The organism is Cryobacterium melibiosiphilum, from assembly GCF_003602235.1.
GTDB classification, from domain to species: domain Bacteria; phylum Actinomycetota; class Actinomycetes; order Actinomycetales; family Microbacteriaceae; genus Cryobacterium; species Cryobacterium melibiosiphilum.
Genome location: NZ_QZVS01000084.1, coordinates 81,852 through 99,542 on the forward strand (window position 1 = coordinate 81,852; position 17,691 = coordinate 99,542).

Consider the following 17,691-nt stretch of genomic DNA (forward strand, 5'->3'; position numbering starts at 1 on the left):
TTGCCTCGTGGCCCGCCTCACGCGTCCCCCGCGTACAGGGGGATTCACAAGAAGCGCACCCTAGGGTTGCCCAGTGACTGAAGCTCCCCCCACCACGACCTCGACCGCCCCGCGCCCGTTCCGGCCGCAATCCAGTTGGGTGCGCGGCGTCGGCCTGATGATCTTCACCAGCCGCTGGCTGCAGGCTCCCCTCTATCTCGGGCTCATCGTGGCGCAGATCATCTACGTGATCGTGTTCATGGTCGAGCTCGTGAACCTCGGCGGCAGCGTCTGGCATTCCCTGACCGTGCCGGGCGACGACGGAGCCATCCACGTCGAAGAGGCCGCGATCATGCTCTCGGTGCTCGGCCTGATCGACGTGGTCATGATCGCGAACCTGCTGATCATGGTCATCATCGGCGGCTACGAGACCTTCGTGTCCCGCATCCGCATCGAGGGCCACCCCGACCAGCCCGAATGGCTCTCCCACGTCAATGCGAACGTGCTCAAGGTCAAGCTCGCGATGGCGATCGTCGGCATCTCGTCGATCCACCTGCTGAAGACGTTCATCGAGGTCGGCGACCTCGCCGCGCGAGGCACCCCCATCAACGAAGAGCCGAGCGAGACCATCACGGGCAACGTCTACACCTGGGACGGCGTGCTCTGGCAGGTCGTGATCCACATGGTGTTCATTCTCTCGGCCGTCGCCCTGGCCTGGATCGACCGGATCTCGCAGGGTGCCGCCCACGGGCCGGCCAAGCCGTCGACGATGGGCGAGGCGCCGGTTGCCCCCGCTGTTTCCCCGGCCGTATCCCCCACCGCGCCGGCTGCGCTGACCGGGCCCGCCGCATCCACTCGCCCCGCGATCACCGCGATCGACCACTCCGTCATCGACCACTCGGCGGGCAGCCAGCTGCTGCAGCTCGGCCAGCTGCGCGATGCCGGGATCGTGACCGACGACGAGTTCCAGGCCAAGAAGACCGAGCTGCTCGCCCGCTTCTAACCGCTGGCCTCGCCGAACTGTGAGTTTCGCATCGGTTTCGGACCGAAACGGATGCTCAACTCACGGTTCGACGAACGCTACTTCGGTTCGGGGCGTTTCAGCTCGGGGAACTGGTCATCGCGCCACTCGTCGGGCAGGGCGACCCCCTGCTGGGCGGCCACGTTCTCGCGCACCCGCAGCTCGACGCGGCGGATCTTGCCTGAGCTGGTCTTCGGCAGTTCGACGAACTCGACCCGGCGCACCCGCATGTAGGGCGGCAGGCCGACGCGGGCGTGGTGCAGCACCGCGAGGGCCGTCTCGCGGGTAGGCTCCCAGCCGGCCGCAAGGTGCACGTAGGCCTTCGCGATGTTGAGGCGCGTGGCATCCGGTGCCGGAACCACGGCCGCCTCGGCGACGGCCGGGTGCTCGAGCAGCACGCTCTCCACCTCGAACGGTGACACCTTGTAGTCCGAGGACTTGAAGACGTCGTCGGTGCGGCCGATGAAGGTGAGGTAGCCGTTGGGTTCGCGACGGGCGACGTCGCCGGTTCGGAAGTAGCCGTCGCGGGTGGCGCGCGCGGTGAGAGCCGCGTCGCCGTGGTAACCGGTCATGACGTTCACGGACCGGTCCGACAGCGCGAGGCAGATTTCGCCCTCTTCGGCGATCGCCCCGGTGATCGGGTCAAGCAGCGCGATCTCAACGCCGGGCAGCGGCAGCCCCATCGAACCGGCGAGCAGCTCGGATCCGGGCGCGTTTCCGACAATCGCGGTGGTCTCGGTCTGGCCGTAGCCGTCGCGGATGGTGAGGGTCCAGGCGCGGGTGATCTGGGCGATCACCTCGGGATTCAAGGGTTCACCGGCCGAGAGCAGTTCGCGCAGGGCAGCAGGCTTGCTGCCCACATCGGACTGGATCAGCATGCGCCAGACGGTCGGCGGCGCGCAGAACGTCGTGACCTTCGCGCGGTGCAGCTGCGCGGTGAGCGCGGTCGGGTCGAACCGGGAGTAGTTGTAGACGAACACCGTGGCTTCGGCGATCCATGGGGCGAAGAAGCAGCTCCAGGCGTGCTTGCCCCAGCCGGGTGAGCTGATGGCGAGCTGCACGTCGCCGGGCTGGAGGCCCAGCCAGTACATGGTCGACAGGTGCCCGACCGGGTACGAGGTCTGCGAGTGCAGCACCATTTTCGGCTTGCTCGTGGTGCCCGAGGTGAAGTAGATCAGAGAGGGATCGTCGGAGGCGACGCTCACGCCGAGTTCTGCGGGAGTGACTGCGGCGGAGGCGGCGTAGTCCAGCCATCCGTCACCTGATTGTGCAGCAACGGATGCCGCGGCGGCCTTTCCCACCCGGATGCGCGTGAAATCCCCCGCAATCTCGGCAAACTTGTGGGTGTCGTGCGCGTTGGCGATGACGTGCTGCACGCCACCGCGCGTCACCCGGTCGACCAGGTCGCCGGCGTCGAGCATGTCGGAGGTCGGCATGATGACCGCGCCGACCTTCATGATGGCGAGCATGGATTCCCAGATCTCGACCTGATTGCCGAGCATGAGCATGACATGGTCGCCAATGCCGACGCCGTTCTGCTGCAGCCAGGTGGCCACCCGGTCGGAGCGGAGTTTCATGTCGGCGAAGCTGATCTGCTGCTCGCGGCCGTCTTCCTCGACGATCCAGAGCGCGATGCGGTCGTTGCCGGTGGCGATGACGTCGAACCAGTCGGTGGCCCAGTTGAAGGTGGGTCCCACGGCGGGCCACTCGAAGTCGGCTGCGGCCTGCGCGTGGTTGTCGCGCAGCGCGAGCAGTTGGTCGCGGGCGGCGCGGTAGGCGCTGGTGGCTCGAGACGGCGTGGTCGCGCCCTGCGTCGGCAGCGTTGCCGAGTATTCCGATTCAGTCATAGGTTTCATTCTCGCAAAGTTCGTATGCCGCCGCGGGCACGGAACGCCGCCGGTGTGCCCGGTGGCAGGATCGAGGGATGACACTCGACTTTTCGGACCCCGTCCAGCCGCCCGCCCTGCCGTGGATTTCGGCCGAGGAGATCACGGCCCGGGTGGGCTACGGCGCCGCTGTGCGAGCGATTCAGGCCGCCCTGCGCGGCGCATTCGACCCGGCGACCGACTTTCCCCGCGGCATCCTCGACCTCGATCACGGGCAGCTACTGCTGATGCCGACCGAATCGCCGCGGTATGTGGGCGTGAAGGTCGCCTCCGTCGCGCCGGGCAACCCGGCGCTCGGCCGGGAGCGCATCCAGGGCGTCTACCTGCTGATGGATGCCGCCACGCTCAGCCCCCTGTCGCTGCTCGACGGGGCAATGGTGACGACGCTCCGTACTCCGGCCGTGTCCGCAGCCGCAGCCGACGTGCTCGCGCCGGCGGTTGTCGACCACCTCGTGGTGTTCGGAACCGGGCCGCAGGCCTGGGGGCACGTGGCGGCGATGCGCAGCATCCGCTCGATCGGTCGCGTCACCGTGGTGGCCCGCAACCTGGATCGGGCGGCAGCCTTCGCGACCCGCGTGCAGGCATCGGGGCTGCCGGCGCGCGTCGGAGCGGCCGGCGACGTGCAGGATGCCCAGCTCGTGGTCTGCGCTACGACGGCCCGCGAGCCGCTTTTCGACGGAACCCTGGTGCCCACCGACTGCTGCATCATCGCGGTCGGTTCCCATGAAGCGGATGCCCGCGAGCTCGACTCCGCCCTCATCTCCCGCGCCCAGGTGGTCGTCGAGGACCGGGCCGTGGCTCTGCGCGAGGGCGGCGACGTGCTGATCCCACTCGGCGAGGGCGTCATCAAGGAGTCAGCGCTCGTGCCGCTCAAGAGCGTGCTGACGGATGCCGTGCCGGTCGCGACCGACCGCCCCCGCGTCTTCACGAGCAGTGGAATGTCCTGGGAAGACCTCGTGGTCGCCGCACTCGTCTACGAGACGCCGCCGCCGACCGCGGGCTGAACGTCAGACCACGGGGGCGGCGACGAGGTCGAGGCTGCGCTCCCAAAGCTCGCGGGCGAGCCCGGCGTCGTCGGCCTGTTTGTTCGCCTTCGCGACCGTGCGCTTGTCGTAGTACTCCCCCGATACCCAGTCCACTCCCGGCTTCGTCGTCGCCAGCCAGACCAGCGTGTCGGCGCCCTGCTCCGGCGTCTTCAGAAAGCGTTTGAGCCAGGTCGTGTAGACGAGGCGCATCACGCTCGTCGAGCCGGTCGCGAAGCCGGTCGCGACGCCGCCCGGGTGAAAGGCAGCCGTCGAGACACCCTGCTCGTGGAAGCGCCGGTGCAGTTCGGTCGTGAAGAGGATGTTGGCGAGCTTCGCGTCGCCGTACGCCTTGTTCGCGGAGTAGCCGCTCGTCGCGTTGAGGTCACCGATCACCAGGTTGCCGAGCAGCGAGTTGGCCGCGCTCGAGGTATTGATCACGGTCGCGTGGCTCTGCACGAGCCGGTCCATGAGCAGGCTGGTCAGCAGGAATGGGGCGAGGTGGTTGACCTGGAAGGTCTTCTCGTTGCCGTCGACGGTGCTCTGGCGTGCTCCCATGATGCCACCGGCGTTGTTGGCGAGCACGTCGATGCGCGGGTAGCGCTCGAGCAGGGTCGCGGCGAGAGCCCGAACCTCGGCAAGAACGGCGAAGTCGGCCACGAAAAAGTCCGCGCCGAGCTCGTCGGCGACCTGCCTGGTCTTGGTGGCCGAGCGCCCCACGATCACGACGTTATCGCCGCGGCGGCTCAGGTTGCGGGCCGCGGCGGCGCCGATGCCATCGCTCGCCCCGGTGATGACGATGGTTCGTTTCGACATTGGCACTCTTTCCGTAGGCTGGGCCGGCAACGCTACCCCACGCATCCGTTCGCCGGCTGGAGGTTCTGGATCGGGGACCTTCGGTGCGGGACGTTCGGCTCTATACCCCGGGTGATGCAGAGCCAGATGATGGAAGCACCATGACACACAGCACCCGCGAGCGCCCAGCCACCCAGCCGCCGGTTTCAATTCAGAACCCGCGTCGGCACCGGATGCGCCGCCTCTGGTTGATCATCTCCGGTTCCGTCGTCGGGCTGGTCGCTATTCTGCTCGTGACCGTACTCACCGTCGGCGGACTTTTCGCGACTCCGCACTATCTGGAACCGTGGGCCGCCGACTACGCGGCGCAGCGTGACGACCCGCGGGTGCAGTTGGCCGCCTACGGCCTGCTCGCCCCGAACAGCCACAACATGCAGCCGTGGATCATCGAACTCGACTCGACCGACGCCGACGTGTTCTCGCTCTACGTCGACGCTGAACGGCTGACGCCGGCCGTCGACCCGGTATCGCGGCAGATTGTGGTCTCCCAGGGCACGTTTCTGCAGTACCTGACGGTGGGTGCCGCGCACCTTGGCATCGGCGTGGCCATCGAGCTGTTTCCCGAGGGCGAATATGACGAAGCCAACCTGGCAGTGAGTATGACCGAGCGCCCCGTGGCCCGACTCGTGCTGAACTCCGACGAGCCCGGCACCGGAGACGCTCTGGCCGCCGACTTCGACTCGCTTTTCCTGTCAGACACCAACCGCAGCCCGTACAGCGATGAGACCCTCAGCGCCGATCAGGTGAGCGCGTTCTCCGACACGGCTGGGGCATCCGTCGCCCGCCTCGACCTGTTCACCGAGGCCGCCGACGTTGCCACACTCGGTGCCTTCGGCGTGCAGGGCACCACCATCGAGTCCGGCAATGCGGATGTCGCGAGCGAGTCCGCGGGCCTGTTTCGCACGAACGAGAACGAGAAGAACGACTCCCGGTACGGATTCGCCGTGGAGGGGCAGGGCACCTCGGGCTTCATGAAATACCTGCTTCAGGGCCTGCTCACCCTGCTGCCGAGCATGAACACCGCCGACAGCGCCGCCACCCGCGACGTGGCGATGGCCACCGCCGCTGCCGCGGCAACCCCGGCCTATGCGCTGATCAGCACCCCCGGAAACTCCCGCACAGAACAGGTTGAGGCAGGCCTGCTCTATGGCGCAGTGTCCCTGCGGGCCCGCACGCTGGGCCTCGTGGTGCAGCCCATCAGCCAGGTGCTCGAAGAGTACGAGTCCATGGCCGAACCCTATGCGGCCATCCACTCCGAGTACGCGCCGGCCGGGGCCACCCTGCAGATGCTCGTGCGCGTCGGCACCGCCACCACCGAATACCCCGTCACGATGCGCCGCGATGTCGAGTCGCTGCTGCGCTGACCCTGACCCAAATGTTACGTCCCAATTTTTCACGGTCGCCAGACCTCGGGCGAAAACCCGGTGACCGCTAGGCTGCAAAGCAGTGTGGGAAACCCCCTGCACGCGCCATACTGCCCGCAGGAATTAGGTCATGAGAGTACTCGTTCGGGTCAATCGATGACGGAGCGATCCACCATGCAGCGACCGAGGGACAGCGGACGAACGGGCCCCACCGCACCCACGGGTCCCGCCGCACCGGGCTCCGCGACTCCCCCGCGAAACCGGTGGCTGCGCCTATTGTGGGTCATTCCGGTGGCACTCGTGGTGCTGGCCGGTATCGTGCTGGCCGCCCGGGGCATCCGCTCTCTGCCCGACGTGCAGTCATTCCTCGGCGAATACCCCGGCACGACGACGCTTCCCGCTTCGGCACCGGTGGGGATCCCGGCATGGCTGGCCTGGCAGCACGGCCTGAACGCGTTCTTCCTGTTCTTCATCATCCGCACCGGCTGGCAGCTCCGGCGCAGCGGTCGGCCGACCACGTTCTGGAAGCGGAAGAACGACGGGCTGCTCCGCACGAAACGCCCGCCGACCAGAATCGGCCTGAACGTCTGGGTGCACCTCACGTTCGACGCCCTGTGGGTGCTCAATGGAGCGCTGTTCTACGTGCTGCTGTTCACCACCGGGCAGTGGCTGCGCCTCGTGCCGGTGACCTGGGACATCGTGCCGAACGTACTGTCGGCCGCGCTGCAGTACGCGTCGCTGGACTGGCCGATGGAGAACGGCTGGGTCAACTACAACGCTCTTCAGACGATCAGCTACTTTCTGATCGTCTTCGTGGCAGCTCCGCTGGCCCTGTTCACCGGGCTTCGCCTGTCGCCGTCGTGGACCAGCCGCCGCCTGAGTGCACTGTTTCCGGTGCGTGTCGCCCGCACCGTGCACATGGCCGTGATGATCTTCTTCGTCGTCTTCGTCATCGTGCACGTGTTCCTGGTGTTCACGACCGGAGCCCTGCGCAACCTCAACCACATGTATGCCGCCCAGGACGGCGACGGCTGGCTGGGCTTCGGGATCTTCGCCGCCGCTCTCGTGTTCACGCTCGTCGTCTGGGCCGCGGCCCGCCCGCGGGTCGTGCGCGCGATTGCCGCACTGACCGGAACCGTGATCCACCGCCCCGCCCGCCAACACCCCGAATAGAGTGCCTGAGAGTCAGCGGGCGGCAGGCCCGGCTACTGGATGTCGGAATCCGGCGGCGGCAGGCTCACCTGCCTGTCAGCGGTGACGGATGCCACACCCTCCACCTCCTGTACGGCCGCCAGATCCTGCGGGCGCACACTCCCCGTGATGATGCCGACCTCGTCGAGCACAGCGTCGACCGCCATGCCGCTGGCGCGCAGCCGTTCGGCGACCCGGTCGAGGTCGTCGGCGTGCCCGTCGTCAACGACGACGCTGACATTCACCATGGCGCTGGTCCTCGCATTCGGCTGCGGCTGCGGCTAGCGGGAATCATCGTCCGACGATACGCTGCGGGATCCGCGCTGCGGTGCCAGGCCGAGGCCCGACCCCACATCGACGGAGGGGGCGAGCAGTCGCTGGCCCTCCTGCACGAGCGTGGCCCACAGTTCACGCCCACGGAACCCGGTCGCCTCTGCCCAGAGCGCCGCGAGGCCGGCGATGTGCGGTGTCGCCATGCTCGTGCCGCTGATCGTGTTGTACTTCGCGGGCATCAACCACGACGAGTGCACCTGGAAACCAGGACCGCCGATGTCCACCTGTCCGCCGCGCTCCGCGAGGGTGCGTGCCGAGAAGAAGGTCACGTCGAGGTTCTGCTGCAGCGCCGCGACGGCAAGGATGTGCGGGCTGTTCGCCGGCGGGGTCACGAAGCCGAAGTTGCCCTGTGGCCGGGCCGCGTTGTTGCCGGCGGCGGCGATGATCAGCGAGCCCTTGTTGAGGGCGCGGCGACCGGCCGCCGTGTAGGGCGGGTGCACCTGCGGCACGTTGGCTCCCAGCGACATCGAGATGATCGGCACCTTGTTGGCGACGGCCCAGTTGATGCCGGCGATGATGCCGCCGTCACTGCCGGAGCCGGCGTTGCTGAGCACCTTGCCGACGAAGATTTCCGCGCCATAGGCGATGCCGTAGCGGGGGCCGCTGCCCGGGGCGTTGGTTCCCGTGGACGTGCCGATGCAGTGGGTGCCGTGGCCGTGGCCGTCTTGCGCCTGCTCGTTGGGGATGAACGACTGCGTGGTGATCTGACGTCCCGCGAAATCCGGGTGCGTCGAGTCGAACCCGGTGTCCAGCACCGCGACCCGAATTCCGCGGCCCGACCACGGCGACGACGGAACCTGGGTAGCCTGCAGGCCCCAGGTGAACTGCGGCGAGTCCTGGAACGCGAGCGGGTTCGCGCCGAAGTCGGTGCGCGTCGCCGTCTGGAAGCCGGCCTGCTGGCCGGCCTGGCTGTTCTGCCCCTGGCCGGTCGACGTCTGGGTGCCCTGCCGTTTCTGGATGTGGTGAACGAGCTCGGGGGAAATCGACTGGATGGGGCCGCGGTCCTCGGCGGAGTGCGCGAAGCTGCGCACCTGTCCACGGTCGGCGGACACGACGGCGATACCCAGCTCCGAGAAGATGGTGGCATCGGCGTTCTCGACCTCGAGCGGGTCGACGGACTGGTTGCTGAAGTCACGCGAATTCGCCACGTTGCCGAGGCCCGCGTTGCGCAGGGTGGCGGTAGGGTCACCCTCGCCTTCATCAAAGACGACGATGAAGCGACCGGTTGTCTCGAGTACCTCACTGCCGGGAGGGCGTCCGGTTCCGCGGGCGAAGTTCTCTGATCCGGGCTCAATCATGGTGGTGCTCCTTTCGCTGGTACAGCGGTTTCACATGTGCCGTCAGCTTGCCGATCGGGCCGTTATCGAGGCGTTACCCGGGCGTTATCAAGCCACTTGACAGCCACCGGAGACCGGTACACCGTGCACACGTGCCCATCGAAAACGACCTGATCTCGCTCACTGCCCTCGCTGAAGGTCCGGAAACACGCGGGCCGACCGGCGTCCTCCTCACCCGGTTACGGCTGCCCGGCGAACGTATTGTGCTCGACGGGTCCACCTTGTTGAGCGCCCGCTTCGCCATCACGGTTCACCACCCCGCACGGGCTCCGAAGGCGGCCAGCCCGGGCGACCTGGCCGGACTCGCCGCTCCCGACTCACCGTGGGGCTGTGTCGACCGGCCGCCGCCACCGCGCCGGGCCGAGCTGCTCGGCGACCGCCGGTTCCTGGCCCAGCACGTCTACGCCGTGGCCGCGTCGACGCTCTCCGTCTTCGAATCCACGCTCGGCCGACGGATGAGCTGGGCCGGCGGCAAACGCCTGTCCATTTCGGCCTATGACCCGGTCGCAGCGAACGACTCGGGGTACGACCGTGCCGAGCGGCGCATCCGTCTGGGGCACCGGTCCGACACCCACGAACGCCGTCAGGTGCCGCTGGCCCTCTTTCGTGACATCGTGGCGCACGAGGTCACCCACGCGATTCTCGACGGGTACCGGCCGAAGTGGGCCGACGCGCACGCGGGGGTCGACACGCTCGCCCTGCACGAAGCGGTCGCCGATGTGGTGGCGATCCTGTCGGTGTTCTCAGCCGACGAGCGGGTCGGGCAGCTGCTGGCCGGTGCGCTGCCGCCCGATCCGACCGCGGCCGACCTGGCGGGCATCACAGCCGATGTGCTGCAGGAGCGGTTGTTCGGTTTTGCCGACGGACTCGCCACTCATCGTGCGCCGGAAGCCGGCGGTGCCCAGAACAGCGCAGCACAGGCCGGGGCCTCACGCAACAGCCTGACCGATGACATTGCCGACGACTGGCGCACCCTGCCGGGCCCGCACGCGCGCAGCCAGCCGGTCGTGCACGCCCTCCTGTCCGTCGTGGTTCGACTCTGGCTGGAACGCCTCGCCCGGCCCGGCGGGCGGGCCGGCCTCGATCAGGTCGCCGCTGCCGGCGCCGTGATCGGCCGCCGGGTCCTGGCGATGCTGGTGCGGGGCCTCGGCTACCTGCCCCCGGTGGATACGACCTGGGAAGACCTGCTGCACGGCATCCTGTCCGCCGACGAACAGCTCGTTCCACAGGACGAGAGCCGGTACCGCGACGCCGTTCTGCAGGCATTCGCGGCGATCGGAGTCTTGCGGGCTGCCCCGATCGACGTGGCGGCCCTGGCTTCCGCGCTGCGGTATCCAATCCGTCTCGCCGCGCTCGCGAGCGACCCCGAGGAGGTGCTGCGCTTGATCTGGGAAAACCCGGCCCTCATGACGGCGGCCGGCATCGACCCGACCCGGTCCATCAGCGTCGACCGGGTCCGGCCAAGTGTGCGGGTCAGCCCCGACGGCTTCGTCGTTTCGGAAATCGGCGCCAGCTTCACGCAGGAATTTCTGCTCGACCGCGCCGAGGCCCGCCGCGCCGGGCTACCCGCTGCCGGCCCGGTGCTAATCCGCGGCGGCGGCCTGCTGCGCTTCGACGAGGGCGGCCGGCTCAGCTTCGCCGCCGTCGCGCCGACCACGTCGCTGGCCCGGCAGCGCGCCAAACTCGAGGCAGCGGATGCCGCAGCCGCCGTCCCGCAGGTCACTGGAACCACGTTCCACCCACATATCGCGCCCGCCACCGCCTAGATCGGCCCGGGCGGCCCCCTTCTCTCTGGTTGAGCAGGGCGCGCATGTCTTTGGCGCGCCCGTGTCGAAACCACGGCGAGCCGACCCTCAGTCCGAGGTTTGGCCCACCGTGGTTTCGACCAGCGCGCTTCGCGCGCAGGCTCAACCAGCGAGATCAACGGGCACCCCCTTCTCTCTGGTTGAGCAGGGCGCGCATGTCTTTGGCGCGCCCGTGTCGAAACCACGGCGAGCCGACCCTCAGTCCGAGGTTTGGCCCACCGTGGTTTCGACCAGCGCGCTTCGCGCGCAGGCTCAACCAGCGAGATCAACGGGCACCCCTTCTCTCTGGTTGAGCAGGGCGCGCATGTCTTTGGCGCGCCCGTGTCGAAACCACGGCGAGCCGACCCACAGTCCGAGGTTTGGCCCACCGGGTTTCGACCAGCGCGCTTCGCGCGCAGGCTCAACCAGCGAGATCAACGGGCACCCCCTTTTCGCTGGTTGAGCAGGGCGCGCATGTCTTTGGCGCGCCCGTGTCGAAACCACGGCGAGCCGACCCACAGTCCGAGGTTTGGCCCACCGTGGTTTCGACCAGGGAGATTGATGGATGAGTGGGGCGCGCGCCCTGCGCCGCCTCCGACGGCGGCTGCTAGCTGNGAGATTGATGGATGAGTGGGGCGCGCGCCCTGCGCCGCCTCCGACGGCGGCTGCTAGCTGGCCACGTGCTCGACCGTCGACCCGATGACATCCGGACCGATGGTTTTCGGGGCTGGTGGGAGGTCCGACTCAGTTGCGGTCGTCCCTGGCCTGTGTCTGTGCGCCGGCAGCGTCACTCCCGCCAGACTCACGCCCGTTGCGTCCGGCGGGCTCCTGTGCCGCGGCCCGGGCGAAGGGGCTGCCCCACGGCATCCGCTTGCCTGCGGCCGGAGCCTCAAGCTGGGCACGCTGGGTGAACTTCTCGGCCCGCAGGTCGGTGTTGACCTGTTTCAGAATGTCGGCCCGGGTGAGGTAGGGGTTGGCCAGCAGCGCCTGGATCAGGAAGTGCGTGAAGGCGCCGCTGTAGCGGCCGCCGAAACTAGCATCGGCCGCAGTCTGGCTCGAGCGGCAGGCTGCGAAGAGGGCAGGATGCCCGGAGCCCTGTTCGCTCTCGTCGCCCGTGTCCGTCGCCGCGCGCACCAGATCGCGGAACGACCGCGAGTTTGCAGCCTCCGCGCGTTCGACCGCGATCGGTGTCGGCGGCGGAACGAAACGGGGGCGACGGCTGGGGAGCAGGTCGATTGCACGCAGTCCGGTGCCGCTGTGGCAGGTGTCGAGGATCACGTCGAGCAGGGCGCTCTCGGGAAGCAGGGCGAAGAGGTCGTGCAGTTCGTCGTCGACGATGAGCGATGCGGGGTCCCAGTTGTCCCCCGATTGGCGCATGTCGTACGTGACGAAGGCCTCATCGACGCTGTCCGACTCGTCCGCGTTCTCGTCAGGCACCTGGGTGCCGTGGCTGGAGAACGAGAACACCAGGTGCGAGACCTCGCCCGTGCGTACCCGGCCCATTGCGTCGGTCAGCGCCCCGAGTACAGCGGATTTGGTGGCCGCCGAATCGGTGAGCCGGGTCACCTCGCTGTCACGAAAACCGTAGTGCCGTGTGAGGAGCGACACGAGATCGTCGGCGTCGTTCACACAACCGTTCAACCAGCTGTGGGTGGGCAGGTTCTCGAACTGGTTGATCCCTACGCAGACCGCGAGACTGGACATGATTCCTCCCGACCGTTCGCCCCACACCGCTTGCCCGCCCGATTGATGAGCTCAGGGAACGCGAACGCAGACATTGTCGACCCGCCCGACGTCATTGACAAGGCAGTCTCATTGACAAGGCACCGAGACCTCGCCACCATGTCTCCATGGGAGCGCCAGCTTGGAACCTCACTGTGCTCGGCTGCTGGCAATTGCGGCGGAACGGGCAAACCGTAGACGTCGGAGCACGACAGAAACGCCTGATCTCCGTTCTTGCCCTGTTGGGTGCCCGCTCGCGTCACGTCGTGGCCGGACTGCTCTGGCCAGACAGCACAGAACTGCAGGCTGCCGGAAACCTGCGTGCGAGCCTGTTCCGCATCACCCACGACCTGCCCGCCCTGGTGCGGCCGATTGACCCCCTTCAGCTCGAATCCGCAGTGTGCGTCGACCTGCACGGGGTGCGTCGTCTCATCGACGACATCACGGATGCCGCGGCTCGGCCCGACCTTCAGCTCGCTGTCGCCGCCGATGCGGCCGAGGTGCTGCGATCCGCTGACCTACTGCCGGGCTGGTACGAAGACTGGGTGCTGCGCGAACAGGACCGCCTGCAGCAGCAACGCGTCGAGGCACTGGAGGCCCTGGCACGTCATCACCTGGACCACAGCGACGTCGGCCCTGCCATTGGCGCCGCTCGGGCGGCGACCGCGATCGACCCGCTGCGCGAGAGCGCACAACTCATCCTGGTGCGGGGGCACCTCGCCGAAGACAATCACGCCTCCGCGCTTCGGGCCTACCGAGAGTTTCGGCGCAGCCTCGGCACCGAATTGGGGGTGGAACCCTCGCCCCGCTTTGCGGAACTGCTCGGCCGCGATCTGGTCGCCAGTGAATCCCTCGCGAGCGACCTCGTCGGGAGCACACCGCAGGTTTGAGTCCGACCCGCAGCCATCTCTCAGGGCAGCCTCCCACACGCGACGGGTACACTGACACAAGCTTTCGGCAGACTATGCCGAATCCGTCGAACCGAGGAGCCCGTTCATGCTCAGCAACCTCAGCGGATGGCATTTCATCGTCATCCTCTTCATCGTCCTGCTGCTCTTCGGTGCGCCCAAACTCCCGGCGCTCGCGCGCAGCGTCGGCCAGTCGATGAAGATCTTCAAGTCCGAAATTCGCAGCGACCCGCCGGCCGGCGAGGCGACTGCCGACACCAAGCCGGACACGTCACCGGAGAAACCGACCTCCTAGGTTCGATTCGCCGGCGCAGCCCATCGATTCAGCCCATCGGCGTCAACCACCGGCAACCCACCAGCGCGAACCACCAGCGCACCCCACCGGTGTCACCGGCCTCGCGTACCATGTGGGCATGACCGCCACCGGTACATCAACACCGTCGCCCGCCCTGCTGCCGCCCTACCTCAATGAGTGGGTGGCGCGGCAACGCTGGTTTGCCAGCAAGGGCAGCGTTCCCGCGCTGGCGAGCATCGGGGAGTGGTCGCTGCCGACGCCCGATGCCGGGGTACGCATCCGCACCCTGCTGGTCTACGACACCCGTGCTGACGACTCGTCGGCCGGTGCGGCCTCAACGCTGTATCAGCTGCCACTCACGGAGCGCACGATCCCTCTGCCCGGCGGCGACGCCGCCCTGATCTACGCGGCCCCGATCGACGCGGCCGGCCCTGGCCTGGCACGCTACCTCTACGACGCCCCGCACGACCCGGCCTATGCCGCGGCACTGCTGAGCCTCATGCTCCGCGGCGGGGCCTCCCCCGCAGCGGACAACGATCAAGCCGACGCTGCCGGTGAGTCCGAGGCGGGTACGACCGCGCACGACGTGACCGACAGCCGGGTTTTGCGCGGAGAACAGTCGAACACCTCGATCATCTACGACGTGACGGATGCCGCGGGCCGGCCCGCCACGCCCATCATCTGCAAGGTCTTCCGAGCCCTGCACCCGGGCGAGAATCCCGATGTCGCCGTTCAGACTGCCCTGGCCCGCGCGGGCTCTCGCCTTGTTCCGCAACCCGTCGGCAGTGTGAGCGGCCACTGGACGGGCGCCGATCCCCACACACCCGATGCCCAGACCGTGAGGGGCCACCTCGCCTTCGCCCAGGAGTTTCTGCCAGGGGTCGAGGATGCCTGGCGCACAGCCCTCACCGCCGCCCAGGCTGGCACCGACTTCAGCACCCAGGCGCGCAGCCTCGGCGCCGCCACCGCCGACGTGCACTTCGACCTCGCCCGGGTGATGCCGAGCCAGGACGCGACCGCCACGGTGCGGGCCGCCACGATCGCCGGTATGCGGGATCGATACCGGGCTGCGGTGCGCGAGGTTCCGCAGCTGGCCGAGCACGCGGCATCCGTCGACCGCATTTTCGACCGTGCCGAAACCGCCAACTGGCCGGCGTTGCAGCGCATCCACGGTGACTATCACCTCGGCCAGGTGCTCAACGTGCCCGGGCGCGGCTGGGCACTGGTCGATTTCGAGGGTGAACCGCTGAAACCGCTGAACGAACGCGTGCGTCCCGATGTGCCGTTGCGGGACGTGGCCGGCATGCTGCGTTCGTTCGCCTACGCGGCGAGCACGATCGCCATGGACTTTCCCGACCACGACCCGGCCGCCATCGCGCACTGGGCCGCCGAATGTCGTACGGCGTTCCTCGAGGGGTACGCCACCGCCAGCGGGCATGACCTGTTCGCCCAGAGCGCCCTGCTCGACGCCTTCGAGCTGGACAAGGCCGTCTATGAGACCGTCTACGAGACCCGCAACCGGCCGACCTGGCTGCCGATCCCCCTCGCCGCGGTGCGCGCGCTCTGCGCTGCGGCCGAAGAAGCTCCACCCCCGTGAGCTCCACCCCCTGAACTCCACCCCTGTCCCTCGGACACGCTGAGGTACGCACTTCGCACCTTCACGCGCGACGGGAAGGCACGAAGTCCGTCCCTCAGCTGCGCCCGGCGGGGGTCACGCTGTAGAGCAGCTCGGGGCGGCCACGCGCTCCATAACGGTGCGTGACATCGGCGAGGCCTGCCTGCCGCAGAAAATCCAGGTAGCGCCGGGCCGTTCCACGGGCCAGGCCACACGCCGTGGCCACCTGCACGGCTGTACTGACGTCCTGCGCATTCAGGGCCTGCAACACCAGCTGAACGGTCGGTTCGGACAGCCCCTTGGGCAGCCCCGACAGTCCGGCCGGGCGGGCCGCTTCGACTGGTACCGGGCGCAGGCTGATCGGCCGCGTCGCGGGCGCGGGCTCCCGACCGGCGACAAGCCGGTCTATATCAACCTGGCGCAGGGGGATCTGCCCGGTATCGTTCTGCTTTCGCGCTGCGACCCGGGCCGCGAACCGGGCCCGATAGGCGATCAGGCGCAGGTCGAACACCGCCCGGGAGAAGGGCTTGACCAGGTAGTCCGCCACGCTCGCCGCCGCGGCCTGGCGCACGGTCACGGCCTCCGTCGCCGAGCTGACGACGATCACGTCGATGTTCTCGAAGGTCAGCGCCCGCAGCCGGTGCAACACTTCGATGCCGCTGAAGTCGGGCAGATGCATGTCGAGCAGCACCAGGTCAACCTCGTGCCCGGTCACGAACGCCACGGCCTCGGCGCCGGTCGCCGCGGTGCCAGCCACCGTGAAACCGCCCACCCCCTCGAGATAGCGCACATGCAACCGCGAGACGGATGCGTCATCCTCCACGATCAGCGTGCGGATGCCGGTCATCGGGCTCGTCATCGGGCCGGTCATCGAGCCGGTCACCGCCACACCCGATCAGGCTCGAGGGCGACGGCCGGCAGCGTCACCCGAAAGCGCGCCCCGCCGGCGTCGGAGCGACCGACCGCAATCGTCCCACCGCGGCGCAGCACGATCTCCCGCACGAGGGCGAGCCCCACCCCACGGGGAATATCGATGCCGCGGCTGCGCTCCAGCCGTTTGGTGCTGAAGCCCCGCTCAAACACGCGCGTGCGCAGCTGTGGGTCGAGCCCCGGCCCGTTGTCACTCACCGTGAGCGCGAATCCTTGTTCATCGGCGCGCACAAGCACCTCGACCCGCCCCTCCGTGCCCCGGGCGGTGACGGCGTCGACGGCGTTTCCGACGAGATTGGCGGTCAGGGTGACCTGCTCGTCATCGACGTGAGCTGCCCGCGCCACCGTGTCTGCGTGCAGCACGAACCGTGCGCCGCGTGCGGTCAGCGCCGCGAGTGGCGGCGCCAGGGCTGCCCTCAGCCCGACGGCCTCGATCGAGCGCAGGGCCTCGGCGGAGTCGAGCGCGGCCACCGGGACGACGGTGCCGATGTAGTCGAGGGCTTCCCTCGGGTCTCCGCTCTCGACGAGTCCGTACACGACATGCAGGCGGTTACTGAACTCATGCGTCTGGTCGCGCAGCACGGCTGCCAGGCGCCGCTGCACGTCGAGCTCCTGACTGTCCGCCTCAAGCCGGTCGAGCCGCCGACCCACCACGCGGTCGACACCCGCTGCCGCGAGGATGCCGAAGACCAGCGAGCCGAGCACCCAGGGGGTCAGCTGCAGAACGCCCTCGTCGAGGTCGGCGGCGCCATGGCTGGCCAGCAACCCCACTGACACGGTTCCGATGACTGCCGGAGTGCTGTCTGCCGGAGTGCTGTCTGCCGTGCGGTCCGCCCAGATGGGAACCTTGGTGCGCAGCGTCAGTCCAAGGGTGCCCTCCTCCACCCCGACGAATGTCTCGCCGAGCAACACCCGGGACGCATCGGTCGAGACCAGCGCGCCGCGGGCATCCGGTGTCGGATGGGTCAAACGGATGCCGCGGGCATCGGTGATGACGACGTAGTCGACCCCGGACGCCTGGCGCACGATCTCGGCCAGGGGTTGCAGGGCCTCGGTCGCCGCCGCCGTGTCGGGGGCGGAACCGGCCGCCGCCAAGACCTGCGCGGCTGTGATGACGGCGGGCAGGTCGGCGAGACTCTCGGCCACCGCGGTGACCCGTTCGATGGTGCGGTCCAGCAGCAGCCGTTCTTGCACGCGTACGGCGACGATCGTGGTGACGCTCACGCAGACGGTGACGATCAGAAGCTGCACGAGCAGCAGCATGCCGCGCCGCTTGCCGATCATTCTGCTCCCGCTGCCTGGTGTGAATCGTGCCCTGAGTCCTGCCATATTCTGCGGTGTCCGGCCGTGTGCTGCACGAGGGCGGGTGCATCTAAGTCCACAACTACTGTTTTGATACTAGTCGCTCGGAGCCGATGGCAGGGTTGACCTCACTCCTGCGGCAACAAC

General features: G+C 68.3%; 15 protein-coding genes. 8 read left to right on the forward strand and 7 right to left on the reverse strand.

Translation table 11 applies throughout. The features are described from left to right. Nucleotides 1-73 precede the first annotated feature (73 nt). Nucleotides 74-982 (forward strand): TIGR00645 family protein, encoded by a 909-nt coding sequence (locus D6T64_RS11395; protein WP_233551093.1) that lies wholly within the window; start codon nt 74-76, stop codon nt 980-982. 77 nt (nt 983-1,059) lie between these two features. Here D6T64_RS11395 and D6T64_RS11400 read toward each other — a convergent pair whose 3' ends face one another. Continuing rightward, a complete protein-coding gene (locus D6T64_RS11400) occupies nt 1,060-2,847 on the reverse strand; it encodes an AMP-binding protein (RefSeq protein WP_119974790.1) in 1,788 nt (595 codons plus the stop codon). Between the two features lie 77 nt (nt 2,848-2,924). Here D6T64_RS11400 and D6T64_RS11405 point away from each other — a divergent pair, with 77 nt between their 5' ends. Continuing rightward, the gene (locus tag D6T64_RS11405; RefSeq protein WP_119974791.1) at nt 2,925-3,890 is read left to right on the forward strand and encodes an ornithine cyclodeaminase family protein; all 966 of its coding nucleotides are present in this window, start codon (nt 2,925-2,927) and stop codon (nt 3,888-3,890) included. A gap of 3 nt (nt 3,891-3,893) precedes the next feature. Here the strand turns inward: D6T64_RS11405 and D6T64_RS11410 are convergent, their stop codons facing one another. Beyond that, on the reverse strand, nt 3,894-4,724 hold the full coding sequence (locus tag D6T64_RS11410; protein WP_119974792.1) for an SDR family NAD(P)-dependent oxidoreductase: 831 nt from the start codon (nt 4,722-4,724) through the stop codon (nt 3,894-3,896). Nucleotides 4,725-4,864: 140 nt separating this feature from the next. On the opposite strand from D6T64_RS11410, the gene D6T64_RS11415 reads away from it, so the two are divergent. Beyond that, nucleotides 4,865-6,127 (forward strand): Acg family FMN-binding oxidoreductase, encoded by a 1,263-nt coding sequence (locus tag D6T64_RS11415; RefSeq protein ID WP_147364530.1) that lies wholly within the window; start codon nt 4,865-4,867, stop codon nt 6,125-6,127. Between the two features lie 291 nt (nt 6,128-6,418). After that, complete coding sequence (locus tag D6T64_RS11420) at nt 6,419-7,300, forward strand: cytochrome b/b6 domain-containing protein (RefSeq protein WP_233551095.1); 882 nt, start codon at nt 6,419-6,421, stop codon at nt 7,298-7,300. A 32-nt stretch (nt 7,301-7,332) separates the two neighbouring features. Here D6T64_RS11420 and D6T64_RS11425 read toward each other — a convergent pair whose 3' ends face one another. Then, nucleotides 7,333-7,566, reverse strand: coding sequence for a ketohydroxyglutarate aldolase (locus D6T64_RS11425; RefSeq protein WP_119974794.1), 234 nt, complete (start codon nt 7,564-7,566; stop codon nt 7,333-7,335). Between the two features lie 33 nt (nt 7,567-7,599). After that, nucleotides 7,600-8,949 carry a S8 family serine peptidase gene (locus D6T64_RS11430; RefSeq protein WP_119974795.1) on the reverse strand — a complete coding sequence of 450 codons (1,350 nt, stop codon included), beginning with the start codon at nt 8,947-8,949 and terminating at the stop codon, nt 7,600-7,602. A 131-nt stretch (nt 8,950-9,080) separates the two neighbouring features. On the opposite strand from D6T64_RS11430, the gene D6T64_RS11435 reads away from it, so the two are divergent. Then, on the forward strand, nt 9,081-10,754 hold the full coding sequence (locus D6T64_RS11435; protein WP_119974796.1) for a gluzincin family metallopeptidase: 1,674 nt from the start codon (nt 9,081-9,083) through the stop codon (nt 10,752-10,754). 762 nt (nt 10,755-11,516) lie between these two features. Here D6T64_RS11435 and D6T64_RS11440 read toward each other — a convergent pair. Beyond that, a complete protein-coding gene (locus D6T64_RS11440) occupies nt 11,517-12,476 on the reverse strand; it encodes a caspase family protein (RefSeq protein WP_119974797.1) in 960 nt (319 codons plus the stop codon). A 146-nt stretch (nt 12,477-12,622) separates the two neighbouring features. Here D6T64_RS11440 and D6T64_RS11445 point away from each other — a divergent pair, with 146 nt between their 5' ends. The 3 genes from D6T64_RS11445 to D6T64_RS11455 all read left to right on the forward strand — a co-directional run bounded on the left by D6T64_RS11445 (nt 12,623) and on the right by D6T64_RS11455 (nt 15,294). Next, nucleotides 12,623-13,384, forward strand: coding sequence for an AfsR/SARP family transcriptional regulator (locus D6T64_RS11445; RefSeq protein ID WP_119974798.1), 762 nt, complete (start codon nt 12,623-12,625; stop codon nt 13,382-13,384). A gap of 106 nt (nt 13,385-13,490) precedes the next feature. Further along, nucleotides 13,491-13,697, forward strand: a complete 207-nt coding sequence (gene tatA, locus D6T64_RS11450; protein ID WP_119974799.1) for a twin-arginine translocase TatA/TatE family subunit — start codon at nt 13,491-13,493, stop codon at nt 13,695-13,697. A 118-nt stretch (nt 13,698-13,815) separates the two neighbouring features. Then, on the forward strand, nt 13,816-15,294 hold the full coding sequence (locus tag D6T64_RS11455) for a maltokinase N-terminal cap-like domain-containing protein (RefSeq protein ID WP_119974800.1): 1,479 nt from the start codon (nt 13,816-13,818) through the stop codon (nt 15,292-15,294). 94 nt (nt 15,295-15,388) lie between these two features. Here D6T64_RS11455 and D6T64_RS11460 read toward each other — a convergent pair whose 3' ends face one another. Continuing rightward, the gene (locus D6T64_RS11460) at nt 15,389-16,195 is read right to left on the reverse strand and encodes a response regulator (protein ID WP_233551097.1); all 807 of its coding nucleotides are present in this window, start codon (nt 16,193-16,195) and stop codon (nt 15,389-15,391) included. Further along, the gene (locus D6T64_RS11465) at nt 16,192-17,526 is read right to left on the reverse strand and encodes a sensor histidine kinase (RefSeq protein ID WP_119974801.1); all 1,335 of its coding nucleotides are present in this window, start codon (nt 17,524-17,526) and stop codon (nt 16,192-16,194) included. The genes D6T64_RS11460 and D6T64_RS11465 overlap by 4 nt, the downstream gene beginning before the upstream one ends. Nucleotides 17,527-17,691: the final 165 nt, after the last annotated feature.